Here is a 26,928-nt window from a genome sequence, read left to right as displayed (position 1 = left end):
AATTTGCTATCGAGAAGTGCTGGGCACGGGATTTGTGGCATTTGAGTAATCGAATTGCCAGAAAACTGCTTTCTCACACGTTGGGTATTTTTGCCAATTGTAAACAAGGTAAAAACCAACGCGACTGGCTTCAACAAGCCAACGTTATAGGAAGTTAAAGTTGAGCATCGCGTTAAACTTATGTCCTCTGTAATGCAATAAACACCATATGACCTAACACTTTTGCACCCGACCTTACCTTCTCATTCCTCATCGCATACCATACTGAATGAATAAAAAAGTAACACCGCTCGATTAAGCATTTTCTTAAGCGAACAGTTTAGATGCAAGAAATTGGTTATTCAGCCACTGAACGCAGACATTCAAGTTTTCATAACCACCCGGAGTTTATTTCTTGCGGCATAAACGTTAAACAGTGCTGCTTCAGAAGAGTTACCTTCCGCAAAAAGTATGCCTATGCTCGCGCGTTGATCATCTACCGTATTTATCTGCTTCCCAGAGTAAGCTGTCGGATAAAAAAACGGTTTACCCGGATGGGAGGTCAACCTATCAAGTCCTTCGATATGGGAAAACTCACCAGTCTCAGCAGCATAAACAACTATCTGACCAATTCCTTTCAAGACAGGTAATGGAGCATCCATCAACATCGGGCGCTTACCCAGCGCCATCTCAATCCACGACTCATAGATGTTAATCCCTAGCGACTGACAAAGCGCCTCACCAATCTGGACTCCACCGAGTCGAGGATTGATTTCAATGACCTCAAAGCCATTTTCGGTGAACATAAACTCGGTATGAGCAAAACCATTGTCATAACCTACGCAATTAAGAACGGAGTTTATCCATTGCTGCAAGGCAGTACTTTGAGGAATATCCAGCATCACGGGCGATGAAAATGCTTCTTCGCGAAAGAAGGGTTCCGGTGACATAATACGGCTTGTCAATGCAATAACGCGGGTTTCGCCCTGCCATGTGAGTGTTTCCAGACTGTACAGTGTGCCTGAAAAAAATGGCTCCACCGTTATTTGTCCTCGCAGCACAGCAGAAGAGGCTTTATCCAGAATTTGGGTAAGCTCTTCCTCTCCATAAGCGATCCATACATTCTGACTGCCAGTACCTGCCGTGTCTTTCACAATACAAGGATAGTTTATACCTTGGGCAATCGTTGCTCTATCGAATTGGACAGGATCGACAAGTTTACTCTTACCAGCTGACAAACCTGAGTTATAAAGATGGTTACGAAGCCGATATTTATCCCTAATCAAGTGGATAGCATCAGGATTATGGCCCGATAGGCCAAGGCGTTTATTGATAGTAAGACAATGCAAACTCCAGGTGTCTGTCATACTGAGAATAGCTGCAACATCCTTTTCCTTTCTGATAACGTCAGTGACCGCATCATCACAGAAAGTGTCCACTTCAATCACCTTAATCTTGTCTGTATCCGGGCGGGAAAGCTCGTAGTCATAGACGGTTTTATCATGAGTCAGAAGAATCAGTATACAACCATTTTTTTTAGCGGCATCTGCAAGGCGGCTAAGCCCAAACGTCAATGCTTCAAGAGCAATAATATTCATTAACTGTCCTTCTCTGCTGTGATCTGATAAACGGTAAGCGATGACCCTAATTGGTAGTTTTCACGAAGGTAGAGCGAAACACCCTCTTCACTTGAGATCAATATCAATGCTTTGAGTTTTTCCAATAGTGCAACAGATGTGATCGTAGAAAGAAGTATCGTGGCTAACCCTCTTCTTCGGTATTCAGGTTTAGTATGAACGTCATCAATCACAAGATAATTACCTGAACGAATCGCTCTGGCATGGGATGTCATGATGCCTTCATGCTCAGTATAAAAATCATAAATATCAGGATTATTAAGATGTATCGGCTTGATGAAGAGTGTCCCTTTCTGATTGTTATACCAGTCAGCCTGCTCACGGGTTCTGATCTGGATAACGGTGTCATTCCACACCGGTTCCCCCGCATCAAGATATCTGTACATGTAAGTTTCACGTGCCATCACCTTATAACCCTTAGACAAAAGATGCCTGTGAGTTTCGTTGCTCACGCCAAAAATACTCAGGACGTGTGGCTGGTTACCGTGAAATTTTAAAGCATTGTCCGCAATGTTCTCGCAATTCCAGTAAAAAGATTCCCTTTTACGGGGAATTTTGCCAATTTCATGAGTAAATAGGCAATGTGCAGCCCCCTGTCCGCGTAATACGGAAGCGTCGATACCTCCGCGAGACTTTGTCCATCCAGCGATCAGGGACAAGATCATGGCTTCTTTCTCGATATCATCGACAAAAAAGTTATCGCTCATTTTTAGTAAGCTCCTGATAGATAAATTCTGCGTAAGCTTGTTCAACAAGAGTATCTGCACCGGGAATATAGCGACTGATTTTGATTGCCGGACAAGTGTTAATCTCAATGATGAAGGGAGTCCCGGTTTCATCAAGTGCCACGTCAACACCACAGAAAGGTGAATTGGCTGCACGAGAGCTTTTTTCAGCCATCACAACAAGGTCTTCCGGTAATATATCCACAGTAAAGGTCTTACCTGTGCCCTCTTTCATCAAATTTGTGATCCAACTGCCATTCGCTCCTCTGCGTGAGTAAGCGTAACGGGCAACATAATTGACAACAACAACTCTGTAATCTTCGTTATTGAGTTTCGGGATATAAGGCTGAACATAATAATCATCAAGATATTTTTCATTTTGCTGAACCCAGTCAGAGAATTCCTGATAGGAATTGAATTTGAACAGGCCACGCCCACAGGCGCCATTTACCGGTTTAGCTACAAGAGGAAAACCGATACGATTTATCTCTTCTTCAGCAGGCAAAGAAGGAAATTTGAAATAGGGTAGGTGCCTTACACCTTCCGCTGCGTTTAGCATTGCCGAGGAAAGATCTTTATTTTGCCCGCAGAACAATGTGTTTCCATGATTGAGCACAGTAATACCTGTCATCTGCCACAATTTCATCAGTTTTATTGCTGTCAATAAATCATCTTCATAGGCATAACCAACAACCAGATCGGGATATAAAGGCGCTCCACGGAAAAAAAACTCTGTACCCGATAAGGTATTTATGACGCTGATTTCACGTGGCTTTGCAGTTACACCGGTGATATCCCAGACAGACAGTTTTTCGAACACAGCCTGATATTCAATTTCATCCTCATAGTCGGATAAGAAAAGGACATTTCTCATGTTTATGTTTCCCTTTTTATATGTGGTTGCGTCATCATCCTTAAATAAACAATAAGCAAAGCGGTAACCGAGGAAATAACCGGAAACAACATGGCTATATCGTTGCTGATTGAAACACTGATGATACCAAGTCCGAGATTGGACAAAATAACACCCAAATCAGCGGCAGCCGCTACTACCGAAGACAACGTCCCTGAAAGATTTGTCCCTACACAGCAAACAACGTATGACATCACGGCGGGATAGATTATGCCTAGCGTCATGCCGTTACATACAGCCCCAAATATAACAAGTTGATTTTTCGCCAAAAGATAGTTTGCGAGGTTACCAATAAGCCCGAGCGTAACGCAGATCATTAGCAGCCTAGAGGGAAACATATTGTCCCGTGGCATGTGTTTTTTCAAAAGCAGCCGTGGCAGCATCATGCATATGGTAAATACCAGAAAATACCACGATGGATCATGAAGCCCTGATTTCAGAAAATAAGCAGGCAAAAATGTTACCGTTGTACCACTGATAATATAAATTAAGGTAAGGACCATTATTGAGGCTCTCACATTTTTATCCGCTATTACACACCTCAGGCTTTCAGATAATCTATCTTCTTTTGAACCATCTCCACCACCGATTGACATCGTTTGAATATCAAGGATAAGTGCCAACAGAAGACAGAAAAAAAATAAAATCACAGCCATCACTGTAACGCTGTTAACTCCCCAAATCTGAGCCATCTTCAGAGCGATAAAAGGGGCCAGACAAGTTGGCAGGGCATTAAAAAAAGTGAACAGGGAAACGTTTCTTGACTTCTCAGTACTGTCATTACTGGCTGTTAACGTATAGTACATCAGCAAAGTGGACATGATGCCCAGCAGACCACCAAGGCAAACCCGGCCTGCTATTACAGTGAATTCCCAGTCACTGTTAATGAGGAGCAGAGACAAACTGTACAGTATGGCGGTGGTCAATATCGCCCATTTAAGCCGGAATTTGTCAATAATGATTCCAGAAGTGATCCTCATTATGAGTGTAAATATGGTGGCCACACCCACAACCAAGCCAGCAACTCCATTTCCCACGCCCAGCTCTTCCAGCCTGAAAGGGTAGCTGTAGAAAATCAGAAAGTTAACAAATGACAGAAAGAAGCTTACAGAAAATATGAGATGATTTTTCATAATACTCCTGGTCACTTATCGAGCATATTGTAATGCGTGATTGTGGTAGCCGGCACCTCAAGAAGGCTAATCAAATCATCTCTGTAATTACTGTCAATATTTCCGGCTTCAACCGGAGCTTCCATTGATTCTGCCAGAGTTAACAATCTTTCAAATTCCACCCCTGTATCTATGTTATTGCTTTCAAGCCAGCTGTCATTAAATAGGGTATCCAGATAGCGTTCACCACTGTCTCCCAGAACCGCCACTATGGGATGAATGTTCCTTAGGCGCTTTGATGCATTCAGTGCAGCCAATAAAACCGCACCTGAAGAAACACCAACCAGAATTCCTTCATGACGGCATAACAATCTTGCCGCTATATAAGCAGATTCATCTTTTGCTCGGTAAACGAAATCAATTTTTGATACGTCACTGATATTTCGCGGTGTCCAACCCAGCCCTACTCCCGGAATTTTATAAGCATGAGAAGGTCCGCCAAAAATGGAAGATCCATAAGCATCCACACAAATAACTTTAGTCTCGGGTAGGTGCTTACCGAAATATTCAGCAATTCCGCCAATCTGTCCCCCTGTACTGACAGCACACGCTATCCCAGCAATGAGTCCACCGGTTTGAGCATGGATCTCTTTTGCTGTGGTATGATAGTGTGCAACAGCGCTTAACACATTGAAACACTGATCAGGCCTGTAACTGCCAGGAATTTTTCTGGCCAACTCATTTGCCAGCTTAATTCTCGTCTTATGATATGATCCAGTATCATCTTGCTCCGTTACAGTAATAACTTCTGCGCCATAAGCTTTCATCAGTGCTTTATTGGTTTCAGTGGCTTTAGGATCAACCAGAGCAATGACCCTATAACCTTTCGCCGCACCGATCATAGAAAGGCTAATGGCAAAATTCCCGGATGATGATTCAATAACTGTGCCACCTGGTTTCAGAAACCCTTTTTTCTCAGCCTGCTCGATGATAAAAACAGCAGCCCTGTCTTTAATACTTCCTCCCGGGTTGTTTTTTTCCAGCTTAACAACCACATTTGTACCTAATGCTTTGTTAATCTTTTCAAGATTAATAAGAGGCGTCTCAGATATATTATCGATAATATTTCTTTTAAAAAACGACATAACTTTCTCCTTAACCTCTGTCTGAGTTTAACTAGTAAAGCTCATCTAAATTTATTCTGACGATATCAAAAATTTCAGTAAAATAATGACGAGTGGTTTTAGGAGGAAAGAGCCTACCTGATTTAACACAATCAATAATTCTTTTATAACAAAAAGAATGACCGGTCTCCCAATCGACAACCATCACATTCCCAGAAGAATAAGACATCTCATAACATGGAACGACTGAGAACCCTGAAATAACAGCAACATTGTATCGGTGGTGACCATCCATAATAATTCCTGTGTCTTTGTCTATAATAATAGGAATGCGCCACACACCTTCTTGGTGAATTCCCTCGAATAATATGGCAAGATGAATAGGATCTATTTCCTCATGTGGGTGTAATTCTTTTAGTCTGACAAGCTTCATATCAGTTTTAATTTCTTTTGAGATAATTGTTTATATCTGCCATAAGATTTAAAAATCTTACATATCAAAACACTAGCATTAGCATATCTTTTACATCTCATTTATTTTGATTCGTCATTCTCATTATACATCCTGCTCCCTTATTTCTTAACGGCTTGAATTATTTATGATCAACCTTAGATTATCAAAAAGGATTTATTAATGGATAGAATTCCATTATTTTAATTAAAAATAAATAAACACACTATAAACAAAATAAAATAACTCAATAACACATGATAAAAAATATTAATTTTCATAGTAACAAAGAAATCAAAAATATAGATATTTTACAGAAGTCATGTTGATTTTATTAGAAAGAGAACATACAAAAGGCATACTAAGAAACGTTCAAAGTTACTCTAATATTAAGTTATTACATATCTGAAACATTAAAAAAGGAAAATCACAAATATCTTAGCAACTTTATGATTTACAAACGATCTACGGTCTGAACTTTGAGCTACATCTTGAATAAAACATCTCCTACTAGATCTTACATAAGATATTTATCTGGTGGTGTTATTCATCCCACCAGAGCAAGAGCGTGAAAATTTTGTTAAAAACTGGATTTGACTCATCAATATCATTGTGTCCCAATACCCACTTTTTTAAGCCTCTTCTATATCATGGATACTGACGCCTTTTCACTCTATTTCGGTCACATTGAAGACAAAAGACAATCTTTCAAAATTCAATACCCTCTGTGCGATATTCTTTTTTTAACTGTCTATGCAACCATTGCAGGCGCCGAAGGTTGGCAAGATATTGAAGATTATGGCAACGGTCATGTGGAATGGTTTCAACATCAAGGACTCTTCAAAGCAGGAATACCAGGACATGATACGATTGCCCGTACTATTGCCTGTATTGAACCCCACCAGTTCCAGCAATGTTTTATCCACTGGATGCAGGCCGTGACTCTTCTTACCGAAGGCAGTTTAATTGCCATTGACGGAAAAACCTTGCGCGCCTCTTATAACCGTGAAGATAGATGCTCAGCCATCCACATGGTCAGCGCCTTTGCCGCCACGAATAAAGTGGTTCTGGGGCAACTCCAAACAGACAGTAAATCTAACGAAATCACAGCAATTCCCGCACTTTTGTCTTTGCTTGATATCAAAGGTTGTTTGGTTTCTATTGATGCCATGGGATGTCAAAAAACCATTGCGGCTCAGATAGTAGAGCAAGGAGGCGACTATCTGTTAGCCGTTAAAAATAACCAACCAACCTTGGCAAAATCGGTTGCTCAGGTACTGTCGGGTATCACAGTCGAGCAGAGCGAGACGAAAACTGCCCACGTTGAAAAAGGCCACGGACGTATCGAAGCTCGGGAATATCATGTGTTGCCCGCCCAAGATTTGGTCTCTCAATGTCCCCAGTGGAACGGGTTGAAAAGTCTGGGGGTAGCAGTAGGTTACCGTATTGATAAATCAGGAAAAGAATGACTGGAATACCGCTACTATATCAGTTCGGCGTTGCTGAGTCAGGAGCAGTTTAAGCATGCCGTTCGTGGGCATTGGCAAATCGAAAACAGCCTGCACTGGGTACTTGATATGACAATGAACGAAGATGCTTGTCAAATTTACAGGAAGAATGCGGCAGAGAATATGGTTTGTGTTAGACATATTGCACTTAACACCTTGCGGCAAGAAAAATCCAAACTCAGTATACGGCGAAAACAGAAAAAAGCGTGGATGAATCCCAATTTTGCCATGCAAGTCCTAAAGGCAGGATTTGAACCCGTGAATGAAAAGTGAGCGCTCATGCTCTTGCCCTGTTCATCCCACCTATCACGTTTTCTGACTTAATTCTTAAATTTAAAGTCACCATACAGTGACATCGCGTGATGATTTTCCCCTCTCAACACGCAGTACATTGATATTTAGCATATCCCATAGCTAGATGTTTCTCATTCCATACGAACTCAATACTATCTGATTAGCTCTGAGACAAGATGTTCACACATATAGCATAAGGGAGACGACAATAATGCAATTCCGAAATGTGACACTATTTTCTTATTCTTTAATTTCCAAAGGAGTTTTACATTGAATACCGGTTAGTTCTGACAAATCCACATCGTCTCCTGTCGTGTGAAATATTTCTTTACGTCTTCGATTAAACAGGTGCTGGCAATGCACACACATATCATTAACATTATTAGGATTTCTAATCGCTTTTAATGTTCTGACCGCATATTTACCGCACCGGCATCTGACGACATAGATGGAATTATTTTTCCCACCACTCCGTTGTGACCAAGGACGGACACCCAACACGATAAAAAAGCCATATTCATAACCTTGAACCTGTCTCAGTATGTTGATTAAATTAGGCTCCCTTTTACTTAAACGTAAATCATACGTCGTTTTGTAAGGAATAAAATGACTGGGTCGTTTTTGAATTTTCTTTCTCTTATCATTTTTACCAGTATCACTCATCATTTTTCCTGATCCATTTGAGAATATATTAAGTTTTTTCCAATTTAATCCTTTTCATTATTAATTCAATAGCGAAAAAACTAAATTAAATCGATAACCAAGAATCCAATCTGTATATCCCTATCGTTATAAACGGCGAATCCTCAATGGGTTCGACCATTGAGGATTCTATATGTCGTCTACAACCATAAACAAAAGAGTTTATATCATAGAACATGGTAAGTATAACGTTTTTAGCCTAATTCATCCTGAACCAAATGGCACTACATTATTTGTTTTTTGTGATGGACCTCATGAACCTTGAGTTAATGCAATGCCAGCATAAAATATAAAAACAAAGAGAAGAAATATAACCCCCTCCTGAATTAATAAAAATAACAAATAAATTAAATAAGATATTTTTGTTAAACAAATTATTTACCCATACTGTTAAGAATAGTTATCCGACCTTTAATTTCCGAAAAAAACAACAAATAGGATGAAGGTAAAACCTCTTAAAAAATTGGCTAAACCAATTTAATTTTCATTGTAATAAATAACAAAACCTCAAGGGCTACGACCCCTGAGGCTTCTATATTAAATATCGTCTACTCCCCCAAAGAGGATATCGATATAAACAATGACATTATAACGCATTAAATATAATCCACATTGAATAAAATGGCACTCAATCATTGACGATTTTGTGATGCGATTCATAATCATTGGTATATTTATGTGAATATAAAACCCAAATGAATAAAAACATCAATTAAAGGATTAACGTGAAAACATGACCTATTTAAATTATCATAATCATTATTAATAGAATGAAATAAAGGGAAATATTAAATTCAAACTCAATTTAAGGGATAGTGGCCTATCCCCTGAATTTTAAACGCTTAATTTGTCTACTTTCCTTTAGACATCATCTTCTGCATCACCAGCTGCCCGAACATGCCGACTGATTGTCTGACCTGACCCACGCCCTGGCTCATCATGCCCGCCATATCCCCCATCCGCACCCCTGCCCAAGCCAATGCGCCCAACCAGACCATCGGCAGAACAATAAACAGCGTGCCCATCACCAGCCCCAGGATTAAATCATCTGAGGTATTCTGAATACCCGCCAGATTAAACAGGCTGTGGGTATCTGAGCCGTACAGGGCTTCCAGTAAATGGCTGTCCAGCCAGCGCGCCAGTTCCCACCAGAAGGTCAAAAAATTCAATGCGAAAATCACAAATGTCAGCGTGAAGATGGTCTTAAATTCATAGGCCGCAAACAACAATATTAACGGGATTAAGATATATAAGGCCATCAAAATCACCGCTTGCATCATCGGCAGCGCCTGTCGCACCGCATCGAACATCGGCATACTGAGTAATCCGCCCACTAACGTCCCTGCGGCAGCCCCGATCCGATTAGAACCATCCAACAGACTGGGATCGGCATTGCCACCATAGCCGGCATAGACATACCCTTCCTGTGAAACAGTCAGATTCACCGGGCTGACCAGACGGCGGATCACCGCTTCCTGATAGGCCTGTGTGTCTTTACCCAGTATTTTCAGTGTCGCTGACAGGCGCAACCACAACCCCGGGTCGGCCTGCGCCAGTACCCGGTCTTTCAGACCGGTTTGAGCGGTCGACCACCAGGCCTGACACGTCGGGTAACCATTCGGTCCGGTATAAGGCCGTCCATTATCCCGGCTCTCCTGCCACGGAAAATCCGCCCGGGGGAGGCGGGATTGCAGCGTCCGGTAATCCCCGGATAAAAACGTCCGGCTACCCAGCCAGCCGATATCATTCAGGATAATCGGATCGGTGGTGTGTTCCCGATCGCGTTGTTTCCATTGATAAAGCGCTAAAGCATAGCAATCGTGAGTAAAATCCTGCAATTCCGCCGCCAGGGCCGGATTGCTGATGCGGGTGTGCTGCACGTCAAAGCGCAGTTGCCGCAGATCCGGCCGACAGGGAATGGACGCCACCGCCGCCTGTGTCAGTCCCTTGGATAACCGGTGCACCACCGCCCACCAGAGCGGCACAGCCGCGGTCTGATTGTTCAGACTGGACATCACCGGCGCATAGCCACTTTTATCCGGCGCTGTCGGTGTCCAGGTGCCACAGCTTTTGGCGCGGGATTGGTCATACTGAAGGGTGGTCAGGCTGACATTCACCAGCGGCACACAGCACACCACCATCACGAAGAACGCGCCGTACAGGGTGTTTTCAGTCCGAGCCAGCGACTGTAATCCACCACTACCGTCTTCTTCGCCACACTCTCTGACTTTCAGCCAAATAGCGATCACTTTTATCACTAACGGCAGTGTGAACAGTCCGGTGCCAATCAGAATGTGCCATAATCCGTTATTAACGACCCAACCGAGTAATGTCAGAAAATATTCCAGATAGCTGTTGGTTGTCATCTTACTCCCTCAATATGGCCTGACAGGGCATATTCACCCAATAGGATAAACAGCAGGCTGGCCACCATCATCCGCATCAACGCGGCGCGGTGTACTCGCTGGTGCTTTGTCCTTTGCCAGATTTTCCAGCTACCCCAGCCCAGTCCCGCATACAGGCATAACCGCCAGACTAACCAGACTCCCCCGGTTTCGGTTATCCAGTGGTGGATGCGGTTAAATTTTTCTGCCTGATGCAGCCCGACCCAGCCTGTTGCTAAAGTGATGCCCATCACCAACACGATGAGCAGTGATAACACGGCACCTTTTCTCAATGTGGAAATCATCGCGGCCATATCACTTACCGCCGTTCACTGCGAGGTATTTCCAGCTGATAAAAACGGGCATCGGTGCTGTCCGGCACCTGTTTTTGCGGATGCATGTTGATACGCTGGGTGTCCCGCTCAATAATGGTCAGGATGGCATTACGGGACAGGGCCTGTTTCAGCTGCATTTCATTCTTCAGTGCATTGATTTCCCGGTCCAGCGCGGCAATCCGGCGTTCCCCTTCGGCCAGCGCTTCGGACTGTGCCGCCGCATTGGGTTCGGACATGCCGGTGATAAGCATCCGGCGCATCAGCAATGCTGTTTCTACGGTTTCCGCCATCGCCAGCTCCCCCGCTAAACGTCCCGTCAGGGCAGCCCGGTCCGGGTCGCGCTGCAAGGCCTGAATAACGCCTTTCGTCACTGCCAGACTGCCGGTTTTCAGTTTCGCCAGATTGACCATCGTCGGTTTTTCCGTACCACTGACCAGCTTCACCAGCTGTTCCGTATTAGTTTGGGTATGGGCTTCCAGCATCGGGGCAAAGCCCGTGCCCGAGACGGTGGTGCCAGGCTGGTATTTCTCACCGCCACTGGTGCAGTCTGATGACTGGGCACAGGTACGGATGACCCGGTCGCCCAGCACACTGACCACCGCTTCGGCTGCCTCACGGGCATTGCTGAATTTACGGCAGGCACTGCCCTCACATTTCAGGCTGCTGACCGACGACTGGCTCAGCACCGGCAACTGGTTCATCATATTAAAACCAGCACTGGCTAAATCACGGGTCGGACGAATGGCACTCTGCCCCTTACCGCCCTGCCTCTGGCCGCCAATCCACGGATGTCCGCCGGCACCGGTGGCTTTGCTGCCGGCGTTATTGACACGCACCGCATCACCATCCCCGCCGTTAACCAGACTTTTGTACTCCTGCAAAGCCGCCGACTGCGTCCATTTATTATTCTGCGCAAAATCCATCATTTTATTGGCCATCGCCTGACAGTTGAACTGGGCTTTGTCGAACGCCACATTAGCCTGTAACACCCCATTAGTCAGCATGTCATACAGCCCCGGATTGGCCCGCTGGATAATCATCGCCGGCAGGCTGGCCACCGCACCGGTTGCCCCCTGAATCACATCGCTCATCAGGTTCTTGAACCCGGCCGTAATCCCGTTCAACTGATTGCTGACAGTGGCTTTCAGGTCAAAATTGCCGCACATCAAATCCGAACGCCAGCCCAGCTCCAGCCCGCCAAGTGTGGCAGAGCCACTACGACTGGCGGGTTCAGATATCACCGAACCGCCGCCCAGAGTATAGAACAGCGTATCAGACACCGCTCCGCTGGCCTCTGCCCCATAGCCCAGTGCACTGCGGTTCACCTGCGGTAATGTCAGGGACAGCTCCGTGGCGTTAGCCTGTGCAGACGCGATGACAAGCCCACCGGCTATCAGCCATAACATGTTTATTTTTCTCATCATTTATTCCTGTATTCAGATATCCGTACTGCTGAGAAAACGCTGTCCACGCCGCTGGCAACAACTGTAAGGCTGCCACAGGGCATACGCCTGATTACCATCGATTGCCGCCGTGTGTTCACCGTCAGGAAACACGGCGCAGGACTGACTTAACTGCGGTGATAACCGCTGCCACAGGTGATTTTTTCTGCCGGTATTTTCGGTGACCGGCTCTGGTGGCCAGTAACCGGCGGTACGTGTGCCTTTCAGGGTCTGATAAACATGGGGTTGCCCGACACGGGTAATGATATCTGCGACCCGTTGCGCCACCAAAGCCGAGGCCTTGTCATCATCAGTCTGATTAATAAACCCTGAGCGCGGATAAATATTGCCCCACACAGTGCCGGCCATCTGGCTGCCCAGCTCCCGCTGACCGGGTATCAGGGCTTCCGGGTAGAACGATTCCGGCAGACCCGAGCGCCATGCCACGCTATCCAGTGTGCTGAAAAAATAAGGCATCAGCGGGGTGGCCGCACTGCGACACGAATAACCGGGGATTTGCCCGCCTATCAGGTTGGTTGCCGGATGTCCGATGGCATCGGCATATTTGAAACGCAGACTGGTACGCCGTTGCCCGGCAATCTGGATATTATGATTACCCCCGCCGGCGTTCAGATGAGAGAACGCCCCGGTCACGGTATTTTCCACGCCACCGGAGAGTTGACTGACCTGCGCCATTTCTGTCCACGGATTGCCACCGGAGGCCTGATAGCTGGAGACTACCACTTCAGGGAGGTAATGGGTGACCTTCACCGAGGTTTTCACCGTACAACCGTGCAGGCCACAAAGTAACCAGTGAGTGGGCATGTGTTGACGGTCGGTATACACCACCGTTTTGGCCTGACTCACTGAGGCGACCAGCCATCCCAACCCGAATAATACGGTATAGCACTTTCTCATTCCCACCTTCCCATTGCTGAACACAGACGGGAAGCGTGCGGAAAAAAAACAGAAAAATCAGCAAACAATTCTTTTTTGCGTGAGATAAAAAAATATTCCTCACTTTCTTACGCTGTCCCCCTTACTTTTGGGCTGTACGGCGATCATAAAAAAAACATGACATTAATTACATTAACCAATATGAAGATACAATAAGCTGCATTTTCTTATAACACACTCATTTAATATAAACTTCCTACCCAAAGTGCCGATCAATAATGAACCGACACATTAGAGAAACACAGATGAAAAACAGAAAGGAATCACTGTACCTGCAAGAACTGGCCTACCTGCGGGAACTGGCCCGGCGCGTGGCAAACGACGCTCCCCATTTAGCTGATTTTCTGACCGCTTCTCATGATCCGGATATTCAACGGATTTTCGAAGCCTTTGCCCTGTTGATTGCCCACTTACGGGATAAAGTCGAGGATGATTTTCCTGAAATTACCCATGGTATCCTGTCCCGCATCTGGCCATCCGCCCTGAGTCCCATCCCACCGACCACGCTCATGCAGTTTCATCCCACCGATGGCGAGCATCAGGGGGTGGTTGACATTCCGGCAGGCACGCCTATCTCCGCCGATGTCAACGGGCAGTTACTCACCTTTAACACCTGCCGTCCTCTGCATATTGAACCCCTGATTGTGTTGAACCGGGTCGTGAAAAAAACCGGCACACACAGTGAGATAGTGCTGACGCTTTGCCAGACGGGCACCCCTTCTCCCGTCTGGCAAAGCGGGGCACTGTCTTTTTTCCTCGGCTCAGACAGTGAACGGGCAGCCCAGTTAAGCCTGTGGCTGGATCAACATATCTGTGAGATGCGTCTGAACTCACAGGGAACGCAGCGAAAACTGAACAGTTTTCCTTATGGCTGGCACAACCTGTTCGATAATCCTCTCCTGCCGACGGGAAAACGCACGTATACCGGCCTGCAATTACTGATGGAATATTATGCCCTGCCCCATCTGTATAATTTTATGGCGGTCGATATCAGTAACAGTTGCCCTGAAGTCCCGCTAAATGCCGACGGCACCTTTGACCTCATTTTTCGTTTTCAGGGTGAATTGCCACTGGAGAATATTGACGATGCCTTTATGCTTGGTTGTGTGCCTGCCCTGCATCTGGAAACCCTGACCAGCTCTCCCCTGCCACTGAGTGAAGGAAATCACCGTTATCCCCTGTCCCTTGGCGAGTCCGTGCAATTGTTCCGGCTACACGATATTCAGGTGGTTCAGCAACCCGATGCAACGCAGCAACGCGGGGACCCCTCCCGCTATCTGCCCATCGAACAGTTTATACCGTCTGCCCCCTGGCTGGCGGAAGACGACGAGCCTGAAACGTTTTACTACCTGTACCAGCGTGATTGTGATTTACTGGGCAGGCTCACACACCAACTGCATTTTTTTGACCTGACCGGCAAACCGGCTGAGTGCCTGCCCCCACTGAGCGTTGTTGGCGATTTTCTGGGTTACCACTCCCAGGCCATGACCTTAAAACAAGGCGAAATTACTGTCACACAGGAAGGGACTCCGGCCCATCTCCGCGTACGCAATATTCTTCCTGTCACCCCCGATTACCGACCGCTGTTGCAGGATAATGTCGGCTGGCCGCTGATTTCCTGTCTTTCCAGCCCGCCTGCACTGTTATTCGCCACAGAAAGCCTGAAACATTTTCTCCGCCTGTTCGATCCCTACGCCGAATTCAATCGCCCGCTGAGCCGCCATATCCGACGGCATATCGACGGCATTGTCCGTGTGGAAGAACACCTGATCGACCGCCTGAAACGCGACCGTCCTGTCCGGGGGCATCGGGTGGGACTCACACTCAATCCCGACTGTTACCACAATCCGGGGGAAATGTACCGTTTCTGCCGGTTAGTCAGTGAGGCCATGGCGTGTTTTATCAGTCAGTCCACCTTCGTCAAACTGGATATTTATACCCCGGGCAGCAGTCATGTTCTGTGGGCGTTCCGGGAGGTCGACGGAACACGCGCAGAGATGTAGACCATCACCCATAACAACAAGGAGTACAACAAAACATGACGAATATCATGGATATGCTTCCCACCGCTAAAAGTGGATTACGCTTTACTTTTCAGATAGCAGGCTTGCCCGAAGGGACATTCAGTGTGGGGGAGTTTTCCCTTCAGGAAGGATTATCTGAGCTGTTTACCCTGAACCTGACGCTGGTCAGAGCCGGTAATCTGAATCCCTTTAAGCCACTGACAGAGATTAAGTTAACGTCGCTGCTGATGCAGGAAGCGGTATTGCAAATTTTTCACGGCCCATTGTTGCAGCGCAAAATCACCGGGATCATCTCCCACGCGGACTGGATCGGCACCGACGGCAATAAGACGCTCTATAGCGTCACCGTCCGCCCGGCACTCTGGCGTCTGACGCTGAATCAGGAGAGCCGTATTTTCCATCAGCAAAATGTGCCGGCCATTCTGAGTGGCTTACTGAAAAAACATAAAGTCCGGGCCGATTCGAAACTCTACGATCCCCATCAGGACAGAGAATATGTGACCCAGAAGCGGGAATCGGATTATGCCTTTTTCAGCCGCTTGGCAGCAGAAGAAGGCATCAGCTTCTGGTTCGAGGATGAGACCCTGTTTTTCAGCGACAGCCATTTAGGCATGACTGCGGGATTACCGTTGACTTACAGTCCGCAACCGGAAACCGCGCTGGGTACAGATACGATTTATCAGGTACGGCTGGGGGTCGGGATGAGTCCGCAGCGCAGCCTCCACAAAGATTTTAACTACGATAATCCCCGCTATCACCTCTCCCATATGCAAAGCAGCGAGGGGTTTCGTGATTTTGGCACCCAAACCCCCTATACCGTGTTTGAAAGTTACGGGCGTTTTCAGAAAGATGCCGCCGCCAAACCGTTTCTCAAATACCGCCATGATGCCCTGGATAACCAGAAACAGACCGGCAGCGGCGGCAGCAACTGCATCAAACTGATGCCGGGCAAAATCTTCGAAATCATCAGTCACCCACACCTGCCGCTCAATGCCCGCTGGCAGATTGTCGGTATCAGCCATCACGGTCGCTGCCCGCAAGCACTGGGCGATAACAGTGGTGATGGCACAACGCTCAGTAATCATTTCAGCTTTATTGATGGTCTCGCCGACTGGCGTCCCCCGTTCCATTACAGGCCACAGGCCGATGGTGATGAAACCGCCACTGTCGTTGGGCCGGAGGGGGAAGAGATCTTCGTCAATAAAGACGGGGCCATCAAAGTGCATTTCCACTGGAACCGCTATGACAAGGCGGATGACGGTGCTTCCTGCTGGGTACGGGTGGCGCAGGGCTGGAACGGCAACGGTTTTGGCTTTATGGCCATCCCGCGTATCGGACAGGAAGTGATCATTTCCTATCTCAACGGGGATATTGACCGGCCGATTGTCACCGGCTGTGTTTATAACGGCCTGAACCGCCCGCCACTGGATTTACCGGCCCAGAAAACCCGCACGACCTTCAGAACCAAAACCCACAAAGGCAAAGGTTTTAATGAACTGCGGTTTGAGGATGCGAAAGGCAGTGAGGAAGTATTTATTCATGCACAAAAAGACATGAACACCAAAGTACTCAATGATCGTAATACCCACGTGCTGGCGAACCACAGTGAAACGGTCGAAAAAAACCAGACCATTGATGTCTACGAACACCGGGAAGAGACCATTGGCCTGACAGATACACTGGATGTGGGTGAATCCTTATCCATTACCGCAGGCACGGTGATTGAGCTGCGCTGTGGCAACAGCGTCCTGCGCATGGACAAGCTGGGTAATGTCACAATTCAGGGGAATAACTTCCTGTTTCAGGCCAGTGATGCCATTCAAATCAGCGCACAGGACATTGACCTGAACTAAGGAGCTTTGCGATGGAATTTAAGAATCTGACACCCTTTTCGGTCATGCACTACAAGATGCTGGATACCGAAGACGAAGAATATCATGTTGTCGCGATGAAAATCGTCTATCAGCTCCAGCCTGTCGGCAACGGACCGTATTATCAGGCCGTATTAACCGAGCCGTTCGGGGAGCTGACATTGCAGGATGAATTCAGCGGTGAACTTAACCTATCCTCTGTCCGGCTGGAAAGTGATCTGGCCCCCTTAAAACCGAAATGTGATGTGATTGTCAACGGGGTGGCCTATGCACCAGCGGGCATTCCGGCTGAAAGAGTCCCTGTCCGGTTACTCGTCACGACAGCGGATCGGCAACCCCTTATTGATAAAACCTTACTGGTGTGGGGAGAACGCGAGTTTCAGCGTTCCCCAGAAGGGGAATGGCAACTGACCCCGCCGCAAAAATTCACGGAACTACCGATAGACTACCGGTATGCCTTTGGCGGACAGTGTAAGATCTACGAAAATGATGAGGCAGCCGCTGCCGTGGCAGATGGATTCAGGCTGTCCGATGAGCAACGGGCACAGCATCCGGAAAAAGAGGCACCCCCCATTGCCCATGCCACTTTCGAATACAATCCGATTGGCACGGGATTTGTCACACCGTGGTATGTGGAAGCGAAAAACCTTTCCCGTTATCCGGCTCCACGTCTTGAACATTTTGATGCGCCTGTTACCGGGAAACACATGGACCAATGCGCATGGCAGCCGGCTGCCATGAAAGACCCCGGCTGCCTGCCGGCAGGGTTCGGTATAATTGGTCGTCCCTGGCTGCCCCGTCGCATAAAAGCCGGCACCTACGATGACACCTGGCTGAAAGAGCGCCATCCATATCTCCCCGATGATTTTGATTTCAGCTACTGGAATAACGCGCCGGAAGATCAGCAAATCGACCATCCGGATAATAATATCCGTATCAGCCTGTTTCATTTAACCCGTGAGGGCACACTGCGGGTGCAGCTACCGGGACATCGCCCTTTTATGCTGCTGAGAATGTTGAATGGCGAAATGTTACCTGATCTGATGCATCCGGATACCTTAATTATCGACAGCGAAGCCCTCACGCTCTCCATGACCTACCGCTACCACGCCGAGATTAACGACAGCATCCGGGTGATGGAGGCCCGGTTTGAGATGGATCCGGCTGCACCTCTGGTCAGGGTTGATTTGGGTGATGGCAGGGAGGTGCATTATGGCTGATAACTATTTCGCCCGGACAGCAGCCCAATGGATGGTCGTCAGCATTGTACCTGACGTATGCAAAACACCGATGGGTGCATCAACGCCCCCCATTCCCTATCCGGTGGTGGCCAAACTGGCAGACAGCTCTGTACCAGTCAAATCCGTGCGGACAAATGGCAAACCCGTGGTTGTCTTCACCCAAAGTTTTGTGCCACAGACACTGGGTGATCAACCCGGCGTTGCGAATGGCATCAAAAGCGGCACAGTCGGGGGTAAGTGCCACCCGAAAGAACACTCAAAAAGTGTCCGGGCAGGCAACAAACTGCTGCTGCGGCATGGGGATAAATTCTGGATGAACGGCGCATAAGGAGACGGCGATGGTAAAAAAAACCAAAAAAGCACCGCTTACGGTGAGCGATAAACCTTTACTGGAAAAAAAGGCACGCAATGATGCTGCAACAGGGGAAGGCAATACCTTCGGTGAAATTGTCGGGCAACCTCCACAAGTCACTACTGCCCCTGCTGAAGCGAGCCCGGTACTCAAGCCCGGTACGCAGAACGAACAGAACTTTGCCAGTCAGGTATATGAAAGCGCCGTTGAAATGGGGAAGGGAGCGGCAAAAGATACCTGGAATTTTGGGGTGGATCTTGCGGAACTTGCATACCCTGCGGCCAAAATGGAAGCAGCACGTGATATGGAAGATGCCGCAAGGTGGCATGATATCCTTGGCAATAAAGAACAGGCTAGGGTGTTATCAGAAGCCGCTGAAGAGACCAGAAAAAGTACTGCCACCGACAAGTTTGATGACCTCAGAGTGACATTAGACAATTCAGATCAGGAGACCGGTGCACTACTGGGAGACCTGAACCCGAAAGGAGCTGTTAAAAATGTCGTCAAAGGGATCGTCGGAGGCATTAAGCATATCGGGAAAACCATTGAAAAAGTGACCACTAAAGAAGGAAAGAAAAAAACGGTCAATAAGGTTGAAAAACCGAAGGAGAACACAGGAAAACCTGACGAACCAGAGAAAAAAGGCGGAAAAGTCAAAGGGGCTAAAAAAACTAAAGTTCCGTGTTTTAATCCTTATAACAGCAAACGCTATAAGCGATTAAAAACAGAGAAAGAGCGTCAGGCTTTTTTGAAAGAATATTCTGCACAACTGCGCAGACAGCAGGATGCGATTAATAATATGTCGCCTGAAGAGTTCAAATTGGCACGGGATTCTTATAAGAAGAATAAGCGGAATAGTCTGGCTGGGAAAGCACAAGAGGATTTCCGAAATGACACTAAAGAAGATATAAAAGGAAAAATATATGATAGTTTAAAAAACCGAGGAGTTCCTGCAAAAGAAGCGAAGAAAATATCACAGAAAAAAGCAGACGATATATTCGATGGATTGGCTGCGTTGCATGAACCTGATATGGTAGCAGGAGGGTATGGTCAATATGCACCTAAGAAAATGGGCGATAAAGGAATTAACAGCGCCATCGGTGGTAGCTGGAATGGAAAACGTATCAAATCACTTGATGATGCAGCTAAAGAAGCTCTGGACAATGGAGTGGGTGATGCCAAAATGAATGTACAATTAGAATTGTGTCGAGGTAAGGGGAAAAAGTGATGCGGGATGAAGATTTTGAGCTTTTCATTGAAGATATGGGAGAGGCCACTCAACACAGAGCAGTCCCTGACGAAGCCATAGATAAATGGCTGGGAAAACTGCCTGGGCAATTATTATATTATTGGAAACATGAAGGCTGGAACAGTTATAGAGATGGATTATTTAGCATTGTCAATCCTGATGACTATGAAGATATCGTTGATATGTGGTTAGAAGATACCCCATTCGAATCTATGGACTCTTATCATGTTATTGCCAGAAGTGGCTTTGGTAAACTTTATCTTTGTGGCGAACATACAGGAATTAATTTAACAATATCTTGTGTTTTTAACTCTATTAATTATTCGAAAAAAAGAGCATACAAGAAAGAAAAGAAAAAGTTAGACCAAGAAATATCCTCTTTCTTTGGAATAAAATCACCTGATGATTTTGATTTAAAAGGCGGTACAAAAACAGGTATTTTCTCCAAAGCTGTAGAAAAATATGGTCCATTAGGTGAACACGAAATCTTTGGTTTCGAACCTGCGATTGTATTAGGCGGTGAAATTAAATTAGAAAATATCAAAAAATTAGATATGCATATCCACCTAGATATTCTTCGTCAATTTGCAGATCCAGATATTCAAGAGATTTGATTATTTACTTTCTGATATTTATTGCTAAAGTGGCCGTACCTACAGCCACTTATTCCTCCTAAATAATTAGAGCGGTGTTAAATAGCACTACTTACTACACGCAAATCCTGTCATCGCCCAGCCATTTCGCATCCACCGATCTGTTTCTGCCCAAAACGCCCATTTTGCCTGATGCTCTGCGGAACCTGAACTGGCCGCCAGATAATCCGTGGAGGTCACATAAAAATCCCGCGTCCAGCCCTCATAAAGATAAAAATTCCCCCATTCCTCATATAACCGTTCAAGGGCATATTTGGAGGCAATCCGGCTGCCGAGTGACCGACAAATCTGTTTTGCATTCGAGTAAAAATCTTCCGTCAGGCCGGAGCGCTCAAACCAGGTGTGAACCGTCAAGGTCAGTGCGACCTGTTGCCCGGTCTCATCAGTGCCGGTGAGCCTGACTCCGTCAGGATTTTGTTGCACCGTCACCCCATCCCCCGATACCGTCACCGAGGGTGAATCACTCTGCCAGTTCACCCGGCCTGTATTGCCGGCCGTGATAAGGCGGAATTTTGCGCCACGCCAGAGTACGGAAGGCCCCCGGAGACCAAACGATTTCTGGTTGGCATTACCACCTTGGCTGTCAACGGCAACGGTATCAACCAGGCGTAACGGCAGGATAAATTCCACAGAGGAGACGACTTGCTGCTCACCAACGTCAGCAGTGACCGAAGCCTGCCCGGCATGATGACTGACAAGGATTGCGGTTGCATTTCCCTGACGGTCTGTTCTGTCTTCTGCAAAAATCATCTCGCCAAAATTTCCAGACCAGTCAACCGCTTTATCCGCAAGCCCCTGCCCATGAATATCGGTGACCGTGACAGTAAAAGTCACCCGATCTTCGCCATCCGCCGCGGCACGGGTTTTATTGGCCCGAATGGTGGATAACAGCACTTCATCAAACGTGACAACAGGGGCGGCCACTTTATTATCACCAACCCGGATCTGCACCTGATGCTCCCCTGCAAACGTACTCCTCAGCTGAACCTGCACTTGTCCCTGAGGGTTGGTTTGTGTCCGTTCTGAGGACAACACGCCATGATCTGTTTGCCAATTCACTGACTGATTTTCCACGGGTGATCCCAGTGAATCTTTCACCGTGGCCGTCAACACCACAGTATCCTGACCATCGCCTTTCGCCCGGACTTTGTCCACCGTGATAGCCGGTTTCAGCAAACGTTTAAACGTTACCGGGGCAGCATCAAGGTTTTTTCCCGCCACCTCGGCTTTCACCGTTGCCCGCCCTGCGATGCGGCTGATTAACCGGGCTGTTGCTTCTCCCTGGCTATTGGTCTGACTTTGCTTATCCAACAGTTGCCCGTTATCCGTAGACCATTGAACTTTGCTGTTGGCAACGGGTTGATCCGCTGCATCGCGCACGTTCACCGTATAAAGGATGCTGTCCTGACCATCGGCAATCGCCGTTTGTTTGTCTGCCTGAAGCGTGTGCGTTAGCGAGGTAATAAAGCGGATCGGAGAAGTCATCACCGTTTCATTGCCAACCGCCACCGTCACTTCTGCATTTCCTGATATTTTGCTGGTTAAATAAGCCGTGGCCTGCCCTTTCGCATCGGTCATTAATGACAAAGAGGATAACTGGCCAAGATTGGTCTGCCAGCCAACAGCCTGATTCGAAGTAGGTTCACCGACTGCGTTTTTGACAGTAACGGTCAGCGTCGCTATGGCTTTTCCATCCGCCTTAACGCTGTGCTTATCAACAGTGATTTCGGGTATCAGCACCGCATCAAACTGGACTGAAGGTGCAATGACAGCCTCTTCATCCACAGTAACACGTACCGCATGCAGCCCCTGCTGACGGCTGCGCAGCACGACCGATGCCTGCCCCTGCGCATCTGTGTTCTGCCGGGTTTGGGATAATGTACCTTTATCACTTGACCAGATAACAGCCTGATAAGGGACAGGAGTGCCTTCCTGATCGGTGACAAGGACGGTATAGATCACACTGTCATGACCATCGGCTTTGGCCTGCGTTTTATTCGCTGTCACCTGTAATTGTTTTTCGGTCGGCAAACTCACTATCATGATTTCTGCCCGGCTGGAGCGGTTACCCCGGCTGTCGATGGCGATTCCCGAAAGCCGGACGGGGTTTTTCGTGGTTTTCGGCAACCGTAACGTCACTTTCTCCGGCCGTTGATCAAGCATTTTTCCGCCTGCCTGCTGTAATTCAGCCGTATCCAGCTCTAAACGTGCCAGCGGATATTTGGACTGGATAATCGGTACAAAGGTCACGTCCTTGCCTTCATATCCGTTGATTGATGCAGGGAAAGCCAGTGTCAGCAACGTTTGCTTCTGATAGTCCAGCACCATATCGCTGCGGCGATTTACAAAATCCAACTGGCTGGATCTTAAATGGCGCAATGGCGCGACCGCGTTTGGATCAAACTGTTGGCTGAGCGGAACACCCAACCGATAATTGAGGTTCAGAGTAAAACGGTTCTCACTGACCCCTTGCTTACCCTGCCGAAAATCGGCACCCAGTGTGACTAACGGTACGGGCGTGTAAACCAGCCCGGCGGTGACGCTGTACGGGTTTTTCTGGCGATCTGCTTCACCGAATAGCGCAACCTGCTGTCCGTCATAGTGTTCATACTTCAACTGCCCGCCCCAGTGAGGAAAAGCAGGCAACCAGGCTTCGGCCTGAATATCCCAGCCATTGGCGGGTCTTGCATCGAAATCTGTGAGCCGGGAGGGCTTCCAATGGGATAAACGCTGATAAAGGTTGGCAGAGAGTTTGACGTTATCATGCCAGGCTTCTAATCCAAGACTATAACGGTGATGCTGCTCCGGCCGCAACGCATCCCAGAAGACATTGGCACCCCATAACCAATTATCGGCGACATAACGATAGCCGAATCCGACAGCCGTTGTTGTCTGACCATGGTGGGTTTTTACCCCGAACTGACTGAATGCCGTACCCGAAACCGATTGATAAAAAGGCAGTAACCAATCAAATGCAACGTCTTTTAACGAAAAGTGGCTGTCGAAAGGGAGTGTGAGGCAGGCATTGCCATATTGGTTCAACCACGGTGTCAGTGTTGATATGATCGCAGACGATAACTGCTGGGCGACCATTGTTTTTGCCGCTTCGTTGGGGGATTGTGACTGCGTAAGTTGCCCCCATTGGGTGGTGATTTCGGCCAGGGTATGCTCATGCTGATCCGGGATTGGAACTTCCGGCATGGCCTGACCGGGAAAACTGAGTGACAGGCTTAACAGACCGATAATCGAAAATTTTACCCTACTGAACCGATGGGACTGGATTTTTTGCACCACGGATTGTGACCCTTTTCATTCATACTGAAAGGGGTAACATGCAGAAAAAGTGCTTTAAATACTGTGGGTAATTCTTTTTCCGAAAAGGAAAATTTATCCATTTATATGCCCACTCAACATAAACAAGCATTTTAATATTTATTTCAATATGCTACGAACAATGAAATATCCAAAACGTATTTTAGACATATTTACATAAGCAACTCAAGTTGCATCCTATAAAACAAAAATAGTTTGCAACTTGAAATGAGATGAGTATATACATGACCAATGCCGTTGCAATGCAGACATACTTTTTGGGGGGAGGAAACTTCAAATGACCTTGACACAAAGAGTCCATCTTATAGACATTTATCCAGATGCACACACGTATATTACATCAACCACTCATGGTGGATACGTAATAAACGAATTTACAATTGCTTGTCACGGACTCGCCGTTTTTCCCGGAAGAGTGGAAAGCCTTGCGATAAACGGTCAACTCTGGACTTATGACGTAGTAGCCAGATACATTCAGTCACAAACGGTAGTAAATCGATTGCATAAAATCCATCTTCTTGCTTGCAATTCAGCGAATTACGATATCACTTCTCTTGCAGCAAAAGTATCAGCAAATATACGAGAGACTGAAGTCAAAGGATATGTAGGTTCCGTTTATATAAATTTTAGACATAACGAGGTTTATCAGCTTTATCTGAATAGTGGGTGTGACAGAGCTTCTCTCGAACAGCATATTGAGCAAACTGGCAGGTTTCGAGTTCATACTAATAATGTTCCCCACTATTATTGCGTGGTATTCAAAAATGGCATCATGGAAAGACAAGATTATTTAAAAACTTGAAAAGTTTTATGGACAAAAACTCTTATCCTCATTCTTTTATTACAAGGGAATAAGAGTTTCTTTCTCCATCAGGAATTTTTATTAAGAATATTCAAAATCTGCTTTCAATCCTCGGGCTACATCCATCCGCCTTGCAACCAACACCGCCGCTTCCAGTTCACTGCACTGATGCGCCCGCATTAATGCCCGCCGTTCGGCCTTTTCTTCTTTTTCCGTCATCCCCAGCGCCAGATAGAGGCTCGGTGGCACCACCCGGAACAAGGCTTCAATTTTCTTCGCCAGTACCACGCCTTCCGTATAGCAACGGGGTAATTTACTGGCAGAAAGCAGCACGGCTTTTTGCTCTTCCGTCAGTTTCTTAAAACGGGCGATTTGTTCCACTTCATCCGGTGGCATGGTCAGGCACAGCCACCATTCGGCCATATTCAACATTTTCTCAGCGGTATCCGGGTAATCGGCAAGGTTTTGGGTGGCGAGCCACAGCCAAGCACCCAGTTTACGCCACATTTTCACCACCTTGGTCATATAGGGGGAGAGCAGCGGGTTGGTGGTGGTGATATGCCCTTCGTCAATCACCAATTGCAGTTCCCTGTCCTGATACTGGTCGCGTTCGGCCAGGTTATTCACGGTATTGATCAGTGAAACCATCGCCAGCGCCATTTGCGCCGAATAGTTTTCCCGCGCCAGCGTACCCAAATCAATCAACGTGACATCGACTTCCGGCCAGGGCGTGCCGGGACGGTTAAACAGTTCCCCTTCAAAACCCTGAGTAAACATCGACATGGCACCGGCCATTTCATCCGCCCGTGCCCGACGATGTGCCGTGATTAACGGCTGGCCGTGTTCATCCTGTTGATGGTTGCGGGCGATGGCATAGAGGGCATTCTGTAAATCTGAGGCCACCATCTGACGTTGTTCTTCATGGCTGGTGTGAGCCGCCATCATAATGGCTTCGCGGATCAAACCGCGATCTGAGCGGGTCAGGCGCTCTTCCTCTCTTTTCTCACCGCCGGTGATCATCAGCCGGGCAGCAATTTCCATCTCACCCAGAATATCGCGCTGTTCATCCCCGTCATCCTGCGATTCACCGGTATCCGGAATATCGGTTTCATTAATCCGTAATTGTTGGGGGCTGAGTTGCAGCAGTTGATGGGCATCAGCAAACAGCGCCAGACTCACGCCACAGCCCGGCTTGATACCGATTTTATTGACCGTCAGCCCCAGACTGGCGTAGTAATCGGCCAGTAAACCAAAGCTGTTCCCCGCTTCGACAATAAACAGGCGTGGCCGGTGTATCGCCATCAGTTGCACCAGGGAGGCCGATTTACCTGCCCCGGTCGGACCAAACAGCAATAAGTGCGCATTCTGGGTGCGATCCTGTTTGTTCATCGGATCGAAGGTCAGCGGTGCACCACCGCGATTAAAGAAGCTGAATCCCGGATGCCCGGTGCCGGTTGAACGGCCGGTAACCGGCAATAACCCAGCCAGATGCTGTACCCAGGTCAGACGGCTGTACCAATGTTTCCTGTCCTTCTGTGGGTTAAAACACATGGGCAGGGCGCGTAAATAGGCATTCAGCGGGGAAACACTGAACTCTGGTCGCACCGGTTGTAATCCGGTGCTCAGCAGGGTTGACGATAACTGATGCACCCGCTGGTTCAGGTCAGTGACATCGTTGCCGCGCACCAGAAAGGTCAGCGCACTGCGATACAGTTTATGGCGTCGTCCCAGTAATGTTTTGACTTCCTGCACATCCTGCCGGACACGCGCCGATTCGGTATTTTCGCCCACGGCATTTTTTGCCAGCCGGGTAAAACTCTCTTCCAGCGTATCCTGTGCC

20 protein-coding genes and 2 pseudogenes are annotated in these 26,928 nt (G+C 47.3%); 9 read left to right on the top strand and 13 right to left on the bottom strand.

Annotated features, from left to right (window positions below; genetic code table 11):
- Positions 1-158: pseudogene (locus Xbud_RS21450) on the top strand (IS982 family transposase); the annotation flags it as partial.
- 204 nt (positions 159-362) lie between these two features.
- Here Xbud_RS21450 and Xbud_RS16920 read toward each other — a convergent pair.
- Genes Xbud_RS16920 through Xbud_RS16895 form a run of 6 tightly spaced genes read right to left on the bottom strand, consistent with a single transcriptional unit; the run spans position 363 to position 5,923 of the window.
- Positions 363-1,577 (bottom strand): ATP-grasp domain-containing protein, encoded by a 1,215-nt coding sequence (locus Xbud_RS16920; RefSeq protein WP_099137225.1) that lies wholly within the window; start codon positions 1,575-1,577, stop codon positions 363-365.
- On the bottom strand, positions 1,577-2,323 hold the full coding sequence (locus Xbud_RS16915; RefSeq protein ID WP_099137224.1) for a GNAT family N-acetyltransferase: 747 nt from the start codon (positions 2,321-2,323) through the stop codon (positions 1,577-1,579). Before Xbud_RS16915 ends, Xbud_RS16920 begins: the two co-directional genes overlap by 1 nt.
- A complete protein-coding gene (locus tag Xbud_RS16910) occupies positions 2,313-3,215 on the bottom strand; it encodes an ATP-grasp domain-containing protein (RefSeq protein ID WP_099137223.1) in 903 nt (300 codons plus the stop codon). Before Xbud_RS16910 ends, Xbud_RS16915 begins: the two co-directional genes overlap by 11 nt.
- Before the next feature lie 2 nt (positions 3,216-3,217).
- Positions 3,218-4,387 (bottom strand): MFS transporter, encoded by a 1,170-nt coding sequence (locus tag Xbud_RS16905; protein ID WP_099137222.1) that lies wholly within the window; start codon positions 4,385-4,387, stop codon positions 3,218-3,220.
- 11 nt (positions 4,388-4,398) lie between these two features.
- The gene (locus tag Xbud_RS16900) at positions 4,399-5,511 is read right to left on the bottom strand and encodes a cysteine synthase family protein (protein ID WP_099137221.1); all 1,113 of its coding nucleotides are present in this window, start codon (positions 5,509-5,511) and stop codon (positions 4,399-4,401) included.
- A 31-nt stretch (positions 5,512-5,542) separates the two neighbouring features.
- Positions 5,543-5,923 carry a ParB N-terminal domain-containing protein gene (locus tag Xbud_RS16895; protein ID WP_099137220.1) on the bottom strand — a complete coding sequence of 127 codons (381 nt, stop codon included), beginning with the start codon at positions 5,921-5,923 and terminating at the stop codon, positions 5,543-5,545.
- Positions 5,924-6,591: 668 nt separating this feature from the next.
- On the opposite strand from Xbud_RS16895, the pseudogene Xbud_RS16890 reads away from it, so the two are divergent.
- A pseudogene (locus tag Xbud_RS16890) lies at positions 6,592-7,722 on the top strand (ISAs1 family transposase).
- Positions 7,723-7,983: 261 nt separating this feature from the next.
- On the opposite strand, the gene Xbud_RS16885 reads toward Xbud_RS16890, so the two are convergent.
- The 5 genes from Xbud_RS16885 to Xbud_RS16865 form a co-directional block, all read right to left on the bottom strand.
- Complete coding sequence (locus Xbud_RS16885) at positions 7,984-8,406, bottom strand: hypothetical protein (protein WP_099137219.1); 423 nt, start codon at positions 8,404-8,406, stop codon at positions 7,984-7,986.
- An 890-nt stretch (positions 8,407-9,296) separates the two neighbouring features.
- Positions 9,297-10,811 carry a conjugal transfer protein TraG N-terminal domain-containing protein gene (locus tag Xbud_RS16880; protein WP_099137218.1) on the bottom strand — a complete coding sequence of 505 codons (1,515 nt, stop codon included), beginning with the start codon at positions 10,809-10,811 and terminating at the stop codon, positions 9,297-9,299.
- Positions 10,808-11,143, bottom strand: a complete 336-nt coding sequence (locus tag Xbud_RS16875; protein WP_099137217.1) for a hypothetical protein — start codon at positions 11,141-11,143, stop codon at positions 10,808-10,810. Before Xbud_RS16875 ends, Xbud_RS16880 begins: the two co-directional genes overlap by 4 nt.
- A 5-nt stretch (positions 11,144-11,148) precedes the next feature.
- Positions 11,149-12,588, bottom strand: coding sequence for an integrating conjugative element protein (locus tag Xbud_RS16870; RefSeq protein ID WP_099137216.1), 1,440 nt, complete (start codon positions 12,586-12,588; stop codon positions 11,149-11,151).
- A gap of 12 nt (positions 12,589-12,600) precedes the next feature.
- On the bottom strand, positions 12,601-13,524 hold the full coding sequence (locus tag Xbud_RS16865) for a TIGR03756 family integrating conjugative element protein (protein WP_244590015.1): 924 nt from the start codon (positions 13,522-13,524) through the stop codon (positions 12,601-12,603).
- Between the two features lie 284 nt (positions 13,525-13,808).
- Between Xbud_RS16865 and Xbud_RS16860 the strand changes: the two genes are divergently transcribed.
- Genes Xbud_RS16860 through Xbud_RS16835 form a run of 6 tightly spaced genes read left to right on the top strand, consistent with a single transcriptional unit; the run spans position 13,809 to position 20,914 of the window.
- Positions 13,809-15,566, top strand: coding sequence for a type VI secretion system baseplate subunit TssF (locus tag Xbud_RS16860; protein ID WP_099137215.1), 1,758 nt, complete (start codon positions 13,809-13,811; stop codon positions 15,564-15,566).
- Between the two features lie 35 nt (positions 15,567-15,601).
- Positions 15,602-17,440: a type VI secretion system tip protein TssI/VgrG gene (gene tssI / locus Xbud_RS16855; RefSeq protein ID WP_099137214.1), complete on the top strand. Its 1,839-nt coding sequence runs from the start codon at positions 15,602-15,604 to the stop codon at positions 17,438-17,440.
- A gap of 11 nt (positions 17,441-17,451) precedes the next feature.
- A complete protein-coding gene (locus Xbud_RS16850) occupies positions 17,452-18,678 on the top strand; it encodes a DUF2169 family type VI secretion system accessory protein (protein WP_099137213.1) in 1,227 nt (408 codons plus the stop codon).
- Positions 18,671-19,027, top strand: coding sequence for a DUF4150 domain-containing protein (locus Xbud_RS16845; protein WP_099137212.1), 357 nt, complete (start codon positions 18,671-18,673; stop codon positions 19,025-19,027). The genes Xbud_RS16850 and Xbud_RS16845 overlap by 8 nt, the downstream gene beginning before the upstream one ends.
- 10 nt (positions 19,028-19,037) lie before the next feature.
- A complete protein-coding gene (locus tag Xbud_RS16840) occupies positions 19,038-20,279 on the top strand; it encodes a polymorphic toxin type 15 domain-containing protein (protein WP_099137211.1) in 1,242 nt (413 codons plus the stop codon).
- A complete protein-coding gene (locus Xbud_RS16835) occupies positions 20,279-20,914 on the top strand; it encodes a GAD-like domain-containing protein (RefSeq protein ID WP_099137210.1) in 636 nt (211 codons plus the stop codon). Before Xbud_RS16840 ends, Xbud_RS16835 begins: the two co-directional genes overlap by 1 nt.
- An 87-nt stretch (positions 20,915-21,001) precedes the next feature.
- Here Xbud_RS16835 and Xbud_RS16830 read toward each other — a convergent pair whose 3' ends face one another.
- Positions 21,002-24,247 carry an Ig-like domain-containing protein gene (locus Xbud_RS16830; RefSeq protein WP_211283543.1) on the bottom strand — a complete coding sequence of 1,082 codons (3,246 nt, stop codon included), beginning with the start codon at positions 24,245-24,247 and terminating at the stop codon, positions 21,002-21,004.
- Between the two features lie 316 nt (positions 24,248-24,563).
- Here Xbud_RS16830 and Xbud_RS16825 point away from each other — a divergent pair, with 316 nt between their 5' ends.
- A complete protein-coding gene (locus Xbud_RS16825) occupies positions 24,564-25,088 on the top strand; it encodes a hypothetical protein (protein ID WP_099137209.1) in 525 nt (174 codons plus the stop codon).
- Positions 25,089-25,169: 81 nt separating this feature from the next.
- Here the strand turns inward: Xbud_RS16825 and Xbud_RS16820 are convergent.
- A partial coding sequence (locus Xbud_RS16820) for a conjugative transfer ATPase (protein ID WP_099137208.1) occupies positions 25,170-26,928 on the bottom strand: 1,759 nt, incomplete at its 5' end.

It is taken from the genome of Xenorhabdus budapestensis, assembly GCF_002632465.1.
Taxonomy (GTDB): Bacteria; Pseudomonadota; Gammaproteobacteria; order Enterobacterales; family Enterobacteriaceae; genus Xenorhabdus; species Xenorhabdus budapestensis.
Note: the sequence above shows the minus strand (reverse complement) of the source record. Positions and strands in the feature narration are given on the sequence as shown.

Bases quoted from the DNA above. Each gene is read 5' to 3' on its own strand.
- Xbud_RS16920 (WP_099137225.1), bottom strand. From the start codon at position 1,577: ATGAATATTATTGCTCTTGAAGCATTGACGTTTGGGCTTAGCCGCCTT.
- Xbud_RS16915 (WP_099137224.1), bottom strand. From the start codon at position 2,323: ATGAGCGATAACTTTTTTGTCGATGATATCGAGAAAGAAGCCATGATC.
- Xbud_RS16910 (WP_099137223.1), bottom strand. From the start codon at position 3,215: ATGAGAAATGTCCTTTTCTTATCCGACTATGAGGATGAAATTGAATAT.
- Xbud_RS16905 (WP_099137222.1), bottom strand. From the start codon at position 4,387: ATGAAAAATCATCTCATATTTTCTGTAAGCTTCTTTCTGTCATTTGTT.
- Xbud_RS16900 (WP_099137221.1), bottom strand. From the start codon at position 5,511: ATGTCGTTTTTTAAAAGAAATATTATCGATAATATATCTGAGACGCCT.
- Xbud_RS16895 (WP_099137220.1), bottom strand. From the start codon at position 5,923: ATGAAGCTTGTCAGACTAAAAGAATTACACCCACATGAGGAAATAGAT.
- Xbud_RS16885 (WP_099137219.1), bottom strand. From the start codon at position 8,406: ATGAGTGATACTGGTAAAAATGATAAGAGAAAGAAAATTCAAAAACGA.
- Xbud_RS16880 (WP_099137218.1), bottom strand. From the start codon at position 10,811: ATGACAACCAACAGCTATCTGGAATATTTTCTGACATTACTCGGTTGG.
- Xbud_RS16875 (WP_099137217.1), bottom strand. From the start codon at position 11,143: ATGGCCGCGATGATTTCCACATTGAGAAAAGGTGCCGTGTTATCACTG.
- Xbud_RS16870 (WP_099137216.1), bottom strand. From the start codon at position 12,588: ATGATGAGAAAAATAAACATGTTATGGCTGATAGCCGGTGGGCTTGTC.
- Xbud_RS16865 (WP_244590015.1), bottom strand. From the start codon at position 13,524: ATGAGAAAGTGCTATACCGTATTATTCGGGTTGGGATGGCTGGTCGCC.
- Xbud_RS16860 (WP_099137215.1), top strand. From the start codon at position 13,809: ATGAAAAACAGAAAGGAATCACTGTACCTGCAAGAACTGGCCTACCTG.
- tssI (WP_099137214.1), top strand. From the start codon at position 15,602: ATGACGAATATCATGGATATGCTTCCCACCGCTAAAAGTGGATTACGC.
- Xbud_RS16850 (WP_099137213.1), top strand. From the start codon at position 17,452: ATGGAATTTAAGAATCTGACACCCTTTTCGGTCATGCACTACAAGATG.
- Xbud_RS16845 (WP_099137212.1), top strand. From the start codon at position 18,671: ATGGCTGATAACTATTTCGCCCGGACAGCAGCCCAATGGATGGTCGTC.
- Xbud_RS16840 (WP_099137211.1), top strand. From the start codon at position 19,038: ATGGTAAAAAAAACCAAAAAAGCACCGCTTACGGTGAGCGATAAACCT.
- Xbud_RS16835 (WP_099137210.1), top strand. From the start codon at position 20,279: ATGCGGGATGAAGATTTTGAGCTTTTCATTGAAGATATGGGAGAGGCC.
- Xbud_RS16825 (WP_099137209.1), top strand. From the start codon at position 24,564: ATGACCTTGACACAAAGAGTCCATCTTATAGACATTTATCCAGATGCA.